The sequence below is a fragment of the Carnobacterium sp. genome, assembly GCF_040274425.1.
Map to the genome: position 1 here is coordinate 63,157 of NZ_JBEMBC010000006.1, position 11,452 is coordinate 74,608.

An 11,452-nucleotide genomic window follows, 5' to 3' on the forward strand; every position below is an offset into this window, starting at 1 on the left:
TAATCGTAGTTAATAGGTTTCACGAACAGCAAAAAAAGGCCTATAAAACTGAAGAAAACAGTCTTTCAAGCCTTTTTTTATTGAATTATTCCGGTGTTACATTGGTGTTTTCTTCTATCACTTCTCCATCACGTTCAATTCGATACGTACCTACTTCGCCCTCTTGAAGAACAAATGGTATAACTGTTTCAAAATTTTCGGTGATAGTGAACTTCTGAAATTCATTTTCTAAAGAATGCTCTTTGTCTTTGATATAGATGACAATTTCATTCGGTACGGGTGTTGATTCTTGTGAACCACTCTCAGAACTTGACTCATCAGGTTCTTCTATTTCTGGTTCAGCATACGGTATGGTTACCGTTTTAGAAAATTTTTGTTCTGGTGTCTTACCTAACGAGATAACAACGGAGAATGATGAGCCGCTTGATAACAATGCTCCTGCAGAAGGATCTTGTGATATCACTTGACCTTCTAACGTTTCGTCAGAGTACTCTTCATTAATAGTAACTGTTAAATCATTTTCACTAGCATAAACTTGTACACCTTTTTCAGAATACCCGGCTAAATCTTTCATTTCAAACATTGCTTCACCGGTACTTACAGTCAATGTCACCGTTGTTTCGCTTGGAACCACTTCTTCATCTTCAGCTACACTTTGTTCAATAATCGTACCTTCTGGATAAGTATCGCTGCTGGCATCAACTCGCTCAGTTTCGAATCCTTGATCAATCAGTTCTGCTCGAACCTCTTCATAGGGTTCACCAGTATAGTCTTTAAAAGAAACCGTTTCTTTTCCAGAACTGATGTATAGATTAACATCGGTCTCTTCTTTAACACTAGAACCTGTTTCAGGGTCCGTTCTCGTAACTAGTCCCTCTTCAACATTTTCACTTGTCTCTACGATCGTCTTACTGATTTGTAATTTAGCTGCTGAAAGTATCTCTTCAGCCTCATCTTCTGACAACCCTACTACATCTGGTACTGAGATGTCTTTTGGAGCTGTAAGTGCAAATGCGACCACACCACCGGTAACAACCAGTAAAAGCAATAATAGTGTCAGCCAAATAATTTTTCTCTTTTTCTTCTTAGGCTTTTTCTCTTCTACCATCTCATCTTTTGGTTTATCCTTTTGTTGCGCTTTATCTTCTGTTTTTTTACCTTCTACTAGATTAGTAGGGGCTACTGGAACAATTGGTTCCAATACTTTTGTTTTTTCCATTAAACTCGCTGGAACAAATTTTGGTTCATTGATTCTTTGTGGCGATAATGAGGTCGCTAAATCAGAAGCCATTTCTTGCACCGAACGATATCTGTCAATCGTTTCTTTTGCTGTTGCTTTAAGAACAACATTCTCTAAAGGTTGTGGGATTCGATGATCAAAATCCTTCACTGAAGGGAGAGATTCTTGAAAATGTTTTAATGCAATCGATACGGCTGATTCGCCTTCAAATGGAACATTTCCTGTTAACAATTCATATAAAATAATCCCTAATGAATAGATATCGGATTGATTGGTTGCCATTCCTCCTCTTGCTTGTTCTGGAGAAAGGTAATGAACCGATCCTAACAAAGAATTTGTTTGAGTGATCGATGTTTGTGATAACGCTACTGCTATACCAAAATCAGTTATTTTTACGACCCCTGATTCATCGATTAAAACATTTTGCGGTTTTAGATCTCTATGAATGATCCGATTATTATGCGCTTCTGCTACAGCTGCCAAAATTTGTCTCATAATATCAAGAACTTTTTGATAAGGAATAGGAAAGTTGCTGTGGATATAATGCTTCAAATCCATTCCTTTAATGTATTCCATAACAATGTATTGATTATTTTCTTCTTCTCCAACATCATACACACTAACAATATTAGGATGGATCAATTCGGTCGCAGCTAGTGCTTCTCGCTTAAAGCGGCGAATGGTATCTTGATCGTCTCTGAAATCAAAACGCAAGACCTTAACAGCCACATCTCGTTCTAGAATCAGGTCTCTGGCAAGATAAACATTTGCCATACCGCCTGATCCGACCGTACCAATTATTTTGTAACGTCCGTTTAATTTTTTACCCATTTCCATGAATGCTATCCCTCCCTTCTGCATTGGTATGAACTAATATAATGGTTATATTATCGTATCCTCCACGCTCATTAGCCATAGTAACTAGCGTTTCAACTTTTTCTTCTAGTGGTTTTTGGGTACTTAAAATTTCTTTTATATCTTGATTTTCAACCATATTCGTCAATCCATCCGAACAGAGCAACATTTGGTCGTTAGGTAAGGCTGGTAAAATCGTCACATCAATATCTATCTCATCTGTAACACCTAAAGAACGAGTCAATACGTTTTTTCTAGGATGGTTTTCAGCGTCTTCTGTAGAAATTTCTCCACTTTTAACCAATTCATTGACTAATGAATGGTCTTCTGTCACTTGGCTTAAACGTCCTCCAGTATAGTGGTACCCTCTGCTGTCGCCAATATTCGCAATCACAAATTCTTGTTCTACAAGTGCTGTTGCAACAAGTGTTGTTCCCATTCCTTCTAAATCAGAAAATTTGCGTGATTTTTCGAGGATGCGTTTATTTTCACGACTGATACGTGTTAACATCCATTGTGTAATCTGCTCAGCATTGTGTACATCTGATTCTTCCCATGAATGACCTAAATGCGAAACGGCCATTTCACTAGCCACATCCCCACCTCGATGTCCACCCATCCCATCACATAAAATTGCCAATGTAATATTTTGTTTGTTTATAAAATAACCGGCGAAATCTTGATTGTTTTTCCTCTTCTTGCCGGTATCACTGCGAAATACAACTTCCATTGTTTCACCACATACCTTTCAATAAGTCATTCCATTATTTTTTAATTGATTATCAACGCTCTGTATCATTTCACTAAGGCTTGTTTATTCAAGCCTTAGTGAAATGATACAGAAATTTAATCGCTCATCACATATAAAAAAAGACAACACAAAAGGAAATGGGAAAAAGTATCAAACCTGAATCTTACTGATCGACTAACCATTTTTAGTTATATACTCTCTCTATCCTGAAATAGTAAAGAAAAAGTCTATGTCGAATAATTCAGACCCAGAGATTTATTCTTCCATTCCCAATCGTTAGTTGTTTTTTTACTAGTTGATTTAAACTAAATTTAGTTCTGTATTCTTCTTAGGCAGCTAATAAAAAAGCCGTCTGTTCCAAAATCATGCGGATAAAGTTGAAGAAATCCGTCTTTCAGGCAACCTGATAGCGATTCTTCAGTTCTAACAGGAACTTTTTCAAAATCAGCATGTGCCGCTAAAAAGTTCTCAACTGTTTCTTTATTTTCCTCATTTGCTATTGTACACGTACTGTAAACTAAAAGTCCACCTACTTTTAGTTTTGGAGCTACTTGTTCTAGAATACCAAGCTGTATTTTTTGAAGATTCAATAAATCTTTTTCTTTTTTAGTGTACTTAATATCAGGCTTGCGTCTCATTAATCCTAAACCAGAACATGGCGCATCTACTAATATACGGTCAAATTGCTCATCTGAGAACTCTTGATCTACGTTTCTGGCATCTAGTTTCATTGCTGTTACCACATCTTCTACATGCATTCTTTTAGCATTTTCTGTAATCAAAGCCACTTTGTGTTCATGAAGATCAAGTGCCGTTACTTTTCCGCCTTCCTCAGCAGATAAGTAAGAAGCAATATGGGTTGTTTTACCACCTGGAGCAGCACAAGCATCTAATACTTGATGATGTGGTTCAAGTTGTAGAGCTGGTGCCACTAATTGAGAAGACTCATCTTGAATCGTTAATTGTCCAGATTGAAACAGTGGTGACGAAGCAAAGTGCCCACCATCACTGACGATACCAACTGGAGAAATAGCACTTTCACGAACATCAAATCCTTCTTCTTCCATAGCTTCTAACGCTTCTTCAACTGTCAAAAACTTCTCATTTACTCGTGCGCTTGAATGGCTCGGACGAAGTAACGACTCACCTAATTTTTTAGTTTCTTCTAATCCAATATCTGCAGTGAATTTTTCTACTAGCCATCTTGGCATACTCAACTCAATGCTTAAACGTTCAATTGGGTCTGCGATTTTCTCAACGCTAGGAAATCCATTACGGTCAGCATTTCTTAGAACTCCATTTATAAATTTACTGATTCCAACGTGACCTTTTTTCTTAGCTACTTCAACGGCTTCAAATAATATGGCATGAACCGGAATTTTATCTAAATAAATCATTTGATAAATGGACAATCTTAGTAGATTTCGTACCCATACATCAATTTTTTTGTCTTCATTTAAAAATGGAGACAAGTAAAAATCCAATGTTAATTTACGCTGTAGAACACCATATACCAATTCTGTTAACAAGCGCGCATCAGCTGCACTTAATTTGTTTTTTTGAATGGCTTCGTTGATCAACAAATTCGAATACGAACCCGTTTTATCTGTTCGTTCCAAAATCGACATCGCTAAATAACGACTTGTTTTCTTAACATTTCTTTTTTCAGGTGTTTGATTAGTTTCCATTTGACCCTACCTTTTCTCCAACTTTTAGTTGGCTGCCTACTCCACTTAAAAAAGCCATGACAGACATTTTACTTTTTCCAGCTGGTTGAACTTCATTTATTTTTACAACTGTCTGATCCCCACAAGCTATATAGATTGCTTCTTTTTCAATCCGTATAATGGTTCCGGGAGCAGCTGTTGTTTTTTCTTCAGTAGGTGTCACATCCCATAACTTCAGTCTGTTTCCTTCTAATAATGTATACGCTACTGGCCAAGGACGCATGCCGCGAACTTGATAATCAACTTCAGCTGCTGTTTTAGTCCAATCCACCAATTCTTCTTCACGTTTAATATTTGGCGAATAAGTAACTTCCTCTTCATTTTGTTTTATTGGTGTGATATCTCCAGCCAATAATTTAGGCAAAGTATCCATCAATAAATCTTTACCTAATGCGCTTAAACGATCAAACAACGTTCCAACATCGTCGTTGCGGGTAATGTCTAAGGATTTTTGTGAGAGTATATCTCCTGCATCCATTTTTTTCTCCATATACATAATAGAAACACCAGTCTCTTTTTCGCCTTTCATAAGAGCATAGTGGACTGGAGCGCCACCGCGATATTTAGGCAGTAAAGAAGCATGTACATTGATCGCTCCATATTTAGGAACTGCTAATAATTTTTGTGGTAGAAATTGACCAAACGCTGCAGTAACGATCAAATCTGGTTCAAGCGCAATCAACGCCTCCATTTCAGGCGAACCTGAAATTTTTTCTGGTTGAAAAACGGGTAAGCCGTGTTGGACCGCAGCTGCCTTAACAGGTGAAGCCGTCAAGATTTTCTTTCTCCCTACCGGTCTATCCGGTTGAGTGACCACTGCTATCACTTCATATTCTGAATCAATCAATGCTTCTAAAATTGGAACTGAAAAAGCAGGAGTTCCCATAAATACGATTTTTATCATTCTAGATTCGCCTCCATATAACTTTCTAAATCTTCGGGTTTAATTTTTTGAATAATCTTATCTGTAAATAACTTTCCATCTAAGTGTTCTAACTCATGCTGGAATGCACGTGCAAGATAGTCATCAGCTTCTACTTCAAATTCATCTCCATTACGGTCATAAAATCTTAACACGATAGTATCGGCTCTTTTTATTGTCCCGTATACTTCTGGAAAACTCAAACAACCTTCTACATCAATATTTTCACCAGTTGATTGAATAATTTGTGGATTGATCATTTCAAACAATCCTGATTCTTCGTCAATTTCTACTAAAGCTAATCTAAGGTTGCTGTTCACTTGTGGAGCTGCAATTCCAATCCCATCATTTGCAATCATGGTATCATGCATATCTTCTAATAATTGGATAATTTCATCTGTAATTTCCTCTACTTCTTTTGTAGGAGTAGTCAGTAGTGTATTTGGGTAAGTTAATATTGGTAGTACGGACATGATTGACCTTCTTTCTTTTAAACTATTTAATAATATAAAGCTTAAGTGCTAGATAAAATTCATCGGCTCAGAGTCAATAGCGATTTGTAATCCCTTAGCCATTTCTCTTTGAGATTCCACTAAAATCGTTTGTAGGACAGCTTTTAAATGCGGTTCCTTTTTGTATTTAATAATCGTTTGGTAATAATAGCGATTGTTCATACGAGCAACTGCTTTTGGCGTTGGTCCTAACATAATGGTCTCTGGCTGCAATTGCGGCTTAATGTGTTGAACGATTTGTTGCATTTTCTTCGCAGCTTTTAGTTCTTCTTCATGACTAGTTGTGATCAAAATTGTATAGAAATAAGGCGGATAATTCCCACGATGTCGTAACAACATTTCTTGTTTATAAAATGTATCGTAATCATGTTCTTTAGCTAGCTGAATCGCATAATGCTCAGGATTAAAGGTTTGAACGATTACTTCACCTGTTAATTCAGCTCTTCCGGCACGTCCACTCACTTGTGTTAGCAATTGGAACGTCCGCTCACTCGCTCTAAAGTCAGGTAAGCCTAATCCTGTATCTGCATTCAAAACACCCACCAAAGTAATATTGGGGAAATCTAACCCTTTTGCAATCATTTGTGTACCCAATAAAATGTCTGCTTCGCCATTTCCAAAAGAAGCTAATAACTTTTCATGTGCCCCTTTTTTACGCGTTGTATCCACATCCATGCGGATCACTTTTGCTTTTGGCAAAACATCTCTTAATTCTTCTTCAATCTTTTGCGTTCCAGTACCATAATAGCGTATCTTACTTCCTTTGCAACTTGGACAAGTATGTGGAATATTTTCTTCATGACCACAATAATGGCATTTCATTGTTTTTGTATCCATGTGCAACGTTAAGGAGATATCGCAATTCGGACAAGGCAAGACAAACCCACAGTCTCGACACATCACAAAAGAAGAATAGCCACGTCTGTTCAATAACAAAACGATTTGTTCTTTTTTTGCTATTCGGTCTCTTATCTTTTCTTGTAAAAGAATTGAGAAACTGCTGCGATTAGTGTTTTTCAACTCTTCTCTCATATCGACAACTTCAACCTCAGGTAAGTCTTTTTGATTGACTCGAGTTGGCAATTCCAACAATGTATAAACGTTTTTTTGCGCTCTGGCTCTCGACTCTAACGAAGGAGTAGCACTTCCTAAAATAACAGGACAGTTATGGTAATTTGCTCTCCATATTGCTACATCCCTAGCATGGTACCGAGGATTTTCATCTTGTTTATACGTAGCTTCATGCTCTTCATCAATAATAATCACTCCGATATTTTTAACCGGTGCAAAAATTGATGACCGAGCACCTACTACAACCCGAGCTTCGCCACGTTCAATTTTTCGCCATTCATCATATTTTTCACCAATCGACAATCCACTGTGCAGAACGGCTACTTCTTCTCCAAAACGCCCTTTAAAATGATTCACCATTTGAGGGGTCAAGGCTATCTCAGGAACAAGCATCAAAGCACTTTTATTGTTTTGAAGTGTCTGAGCAATAGTCTGCAAGTAAATTTCCGTCTTTCCACTTCCAGTTATCCCTTTTAACAAGAATACTTCCGTTCTTTCTTCAGCTACAGCTTTCAAAATAGGTTGAATAGCCTTTTGTTGTCCTTCATTCAGTTGAAAGGATACGGTTTGTTTAAATGTCTTGTCTTTAAACGGATCACGGTAAACTTCAACTTCTTCAATGGTTAACCAACCTTTTTTTTCACCTGTTCGAATATCCGCTGCTGTAAGCTCCGTATTCGTTGTAAGTTCGCTTATACTGATTATTTGCTCATTTAAGGATTGCAATACATCTAGAAGCAGGTGTTGTTTTGGACCGCGTTTGCCTAAAGTCTGTTTTTCATCTTCAAATTGTTCAAAAGATAAATTTGCTCGGACCATTCTCTTTTTCTTTGTCTTCGCTTGGTTTTTAACTTCATACATTACTTCAACAGCATCTTTTTTCTTCAATTCGATCAACTGCGGCAAGATGGCTCTTTCTTCCGCTTCTTCCCATTTGATTTCATTTTTCCCTTTGAATAGCTCGAAAAATAAGTCTTCAGGAATTTCATCAGTAAGTCGAATTTTTTTTTCATATTTTGCTTTCAATATAGCCGGCAACATCGTTTGGTAACACGTTATTTGAAAAGCATAAGTTTTGCGTGCCATTTCTTTGCCCAACAACAGCATTTCTTCATCAAGAACCGCTGTTAAGTCCATTAGACCAACAATGGGTTTTAACTCACCTTCATAATCTGTTGAGTGAGTAATCTCCACAACAAAGCCTTGGACTTGCCTAGTTCCTTGACCAAACGGAACGGCCACACGCATTCCTTGAACAATATCTTGTTCGAATTCAGGAGGAATACGATAATCATAAGGTTTATTCGTCTGCATTGTTGGAACATCCACAATTACTTTAGCAATTGAAACCACTCATTCTCACACCTTTATTTTTTCATTTTAGTAAGAGCAACAGCTAAAATTTCTTCCGCTATTGCTTGTTTACTATTTACTGACAATTCAATCGGTTGTTCATCTACCATAAAGATAGTTACTTCATTGGTATCTTTATTAAATCCTGCATAAGGCTTAGATACATCATTAGCTACAATCATATCTGCATTTTTCTTTTTCAATTTCCCTTGAGCATACTCTTCAACATTGTGCGTTTCAGCAGCAAATCCAATTAAAAATTGGTCATTTTTCTGACTGCCTAAAGTAGCTAATATATCTGTGTTTCTTACCAATTTCAGCATCATTTCTTGTTCATTTTTCTTGATTTTTTTATCCACAACATGATCTGGACGGTAATCGGATACTGCTGCTGCCATAATAACGATTGCTGCCTCTTTAAACTCAGCATTAATTGCTTGATGCATTTGTTCAGCAGTCTCTACAGAAACTAACTTTACTCCATAAGGTGTCTTTAGTGTCTTGGAAGTAGAAATCAAACAAACTTCTGCTCCTAGATCACGAGCAGCACGAGCTAAACTGTATCCCATTTTACCTGAAGAATCATTTGTAATGTACCGAACAGGGTCAATTCTTTCTTTAGTTCCACCAGCTGTTATCACAACCTTTTTATTTTTCAACGGCAAATGAGTTTCTTTTTTGATTAAAAGTTCTTGAATGGTTTCAACAATCTTCTCTGGTTCAGGAAAACGGCCTTTTCCCTCGTATCCTTCAGCTAGAAAACCTGTATCTGGTTCCATAATAAAATGCCCATCGTTTTCTAACAATTGAAAATTTCTTATCGTTGCAGCATTTTCAAGCATGTGCTCATTCATAGCAGGCACAATAAAAACAGGTGCTGTGGTAGCCAATAATGCAGTAGTCACAAAGTTGTCTCCAATGCCATGGGCTATCTTCGCTAACGTATTGGCTGTTGCTGGAGCAATTACGGCTAGATCTGACCAGTCCGCTAAATGGATATGACTGACTTTGTCGCCTTCGCGTTCATCAAATGTATCTGTATATACATGGTGCTTGCTCAAAATCTGAAACGTTAAAGGGGTAACAAATTCTGTTGCAGATTCTGTCATGGCTACTCTAACAGTAGCTCCTGCTTTTATTAAACGCCTCACCAAATCACACGCCTTATAAACCGCGATACCACCGGTAACATATACAGCAACTTTTTTTCCTTTTAACAACTGGCATTCCTCCTGACAAAACCTTGAAATTAATGTTGCTTCTCTTTCCTATTTTACTAGAAATAAAAGCATTTGTCTTAACTATCCCACAATTCTTAGTATTAATGGATCTATCATTTTTAGTATGGATAGATTTCAAAACAAAAGTGCTTCAAAGTAAGAAAACCATTACTTTGAAGCACTTTTTGTTATGTGTCTTATTCTTCTGGTCCAACCGTTACTGGATCAATAACTAAATCGCCATTATTAATTTCTTCTAGTGCACGTCCAACATTTTTATGTGAACGATAGTTTTCTAACATCGGCATTGAACCTTCATCCAGTTCATGTGCACGTTTGCTTGCTAATGTAACTAAAGAATATTTAGATTCAATTTTTTCTAATAAGCTATCAATAGATGGTTCTAACATCATGATTTTACAACTCCTTGATCATTTTTTTATAACGCTGTATAACGCGTGAAACTTTTAAGTGTTCACTTTCAATGATTTGTTTGACTTTTCTAACAGCATTTTCAACTTTATCGTTTTCAACCGCATAATCATAATAACGCATTAAATCAATTTCTTCAATTGCTTTTGTCATGCGTTGTTCGATTATAGCCATTTCATCTGTTCCACGACCAACAATACGTGACTTTAATTCTTTTAAATCTGGCGGTGTTAAAAAGATAAATATTCCTTCAGGCATCTTTTCACGAACTTGAAGAGCTCCTTGAACTTCAATTTCTAAAAATACGTCTTTGCCACTTTGTAACGTTTTTTCAACATATTCAAGAGGAGTTCCATAATAGTTCCCTACATATTCAGCATATTCCAATAATCCTCCACTTTCAATCAAAGCTTCAAATTCTTCTTTTGTTCTGAAAAAGTAATCTATTCCATCTCGTTCTCCTGCTCTTTGTTTTCGAGTTGTCATTGAAATTGAATAATCAAAATCATTATCGCCGCTCTCAAATATTGCCTGTCTTACTGTCCCTTTTCCTACTCCAGATGGTCCAGAAAGAACAATTAAAAGTCCACGTTCAGTCATGTCAAAATCCTTCCTATCATCAAAATGTTCAACTATTTGTTGCCTACTATCAAAATCTAACAAATTCCAGCTTGTTTAAGTAGTTAAAAATTGTTTAAGAGCATCCATTTCTTCATTTGTGAATGTAAGGCCTTTTCCCATCTTATCGTGGTCAGGACTCCACTCACGAATATCAAATTTAGGAGGATTTCCGTTCCAACAAACTAAATTTAATTCTTTGCGCCATCCTTTAGCGTTTTCAGAAAGTACGGCTAATTCTTCAACAATCTCAAAAGAAAATTTCTGATCCATTTATAAACACCTCAACAATCTTTAGCTACTTCTAGTTTTTATCTGTTAAAGATAACTTATCCTCCAGTTTAGCATAAAATGCCATTTTCTTATAGCCTTTTATTTGCATAAAATATATTTTTGCTTACAAATTTTTATTTTCCAAGTATACCAATTTTTTTTACACTAAAAAATAAACGCCAGATCAAGAATCGTATCCTTGATCTAACGCTTGATTTCTTAACCCATGTCTTTAACTTTCATTAAACGCGTAATCGCTGCTCGTTCACTTTCATCCAATTTCATTTGAATAAAGTAAATGGTTTCTTCATAACGAGGAATCGTCATGTACTCCAGAGCATTTACTCGACGACGAGTTTTTTCTATCTCATCTGCCATTAATTGACACGTTTTTTCTATTTCAGACAATTCCAATAGTTGTTTTAGTACATCTGCCATTTGCTCAATAGATGTATCTAACTCACTATTAGAATTAAGG

Annotated in this window: 11 protein-coding genes; all 11 read right to left on the reverse strand. The window is 36.6% G+C overall.

Going from position 1 to position 11,452, the window contains the following annotated elements:
- Nucleotides 1-85: 85 nt before the first annotated feature.
- Nucleotides 86-2,077: a Stk1 family PASTA domain-containing Ser/Thr kinase gene (gene pknB, locus ABS911_RS02415; RefSeq protein ID WP_350466124.1), complete on the reverse strand. Its 1,992-nt coding sequence runs from the start codon at nucleotides 2,075-2,077 to the stop codon at nucleotides 86-88.
- Nucleotides 2,064-2,825, reverse strand: a complete 762-nt coding sequence (locus ABS911_RS02420; RefSeq protein ID WP_350466125.1) for a Stp1/IreP family PP2C-type Ser/Thr phosphatase — start codon at nucleotides 2,823-2,825, stop codon at nucleotides 2,064-2,066. Before ABS911_RS02420 ends, pknB begins: the two co-directional genes overlap by 14 nt.
- Before the next feature lie 332 nt (nucleotides 2,826-3,157).
- The gene (rsmB, locus tag ABS911_RS02425) at nucleotides 3,158-4,534 is read right to left on the reverse strand and encodes a 16S rRNA (cytosine(967)-C(5))-methyltransferase RsmB (RefSeq protein WP_350466126.1); all 1,377 of its coding nucleotides are present in this window, start codon (nucleotides 4,532-4,534) and stop codon (nucleotides 3,158-3,160) included.
- Nucleotides 4,524-5,477, reverse strand: a complete 954-nt coding sequence (gene fmt, locus ABS911_RS02430; protein WP_350466127.1) for a methionyl-tRNA formyltransferase — start codon at nucleotides 5,475-5,477, stop codon at nucleotides 4,524-4,526. Before fmt ends, rsmB begins: the two co-directional genes overlap by 11 nt.
- Entirely contained in the window at nucleotides 5,474-5,968 is a 495-nt protein-coding gene (gene def, locus ABS911_RS02435; protein WP_350466128.1) for a peptide deformylase, read from the reverse strand. The genes fmt and def overlap by 4 nt, the downstream gene beginning before the upstream one ends.
- A gap of 48 nt (nucleotides 5,969-6,016) precedes the next feature.
- Entirely contained in the window at nucleotides 6,017-8,431 is a 2,415-nt protein-coding gene (gene priA / locus ABS911_RS02440) for a primosomal protein N' (RefSeq protein WP_350466129.1), read from the reverse strand.
- A 14-nt stretch (nucleotides 8,432-8,445) separates the two neighbouring features.
- Nucleotides 8,446-9,651 carry a bifunctional phosphopantothenoylcysteine decarboxylase/phosphopantothenate--cysteine ligase CoaBC gene (gene coaBC, locus ABS911_RS02445; protein WP_350466130.1) on the reverse strand — a complete coding sequence of 402 codons (1,206 nt, stop codon included), beginning with the start codon at nucleotides 9,649-9,651 and terminating at the stop codon, nucleotides 8,446-8,448.
- A 197-nt stretch (nucleotides 9,652-9,848) separates the two neighbouring features.
- Nucleotides 9,849-10,064, reverse strand: a complete 216-nt coding sequence (gene rpoZ, locus ABS911_RS02450) for a DNA-directed RNA polymerase subunit omega (protein WP_350450191.1) — start codon at nucleotides 10,062-10,064, stop codon at nucleotides 9,849-9,851.
- Between the two features lie 4 nt (nucleotides 10,065-10,068).
- Nucleotides 10,069-10,683, reverse strand: a complete 615-nt coding sequence (gmk, locus tag ABS911_RS02455; protein ID WP_013710605.1) for a guanylate kinase — start codon at nucleotides 10,681-10,683, stop codon at nucleotides 10,069-10,071.
- A 75-nt stretch (nucleotides 10,684-10,758) separates the two neighbouring features.
- Entirely contained in the window at nucleotides 10,759-10,974 is a 216-nt protein-coding gene (locus tag ABS911_RS02460; RefSeq protein WP_350466131.1) for a YdbC family protein, read from the reverse strand.
- 219 nt (nucleotides 10,975-11,193) lie between these two features.
- A partial coding sequence (locus ABS911_RS02465) for a V-type ATP synthase subunit D (protein ID WP_350466132.1) occupies nucleotides 11,194-11,452 on the reverse strand: 259 nt, incomplete at its 5' end.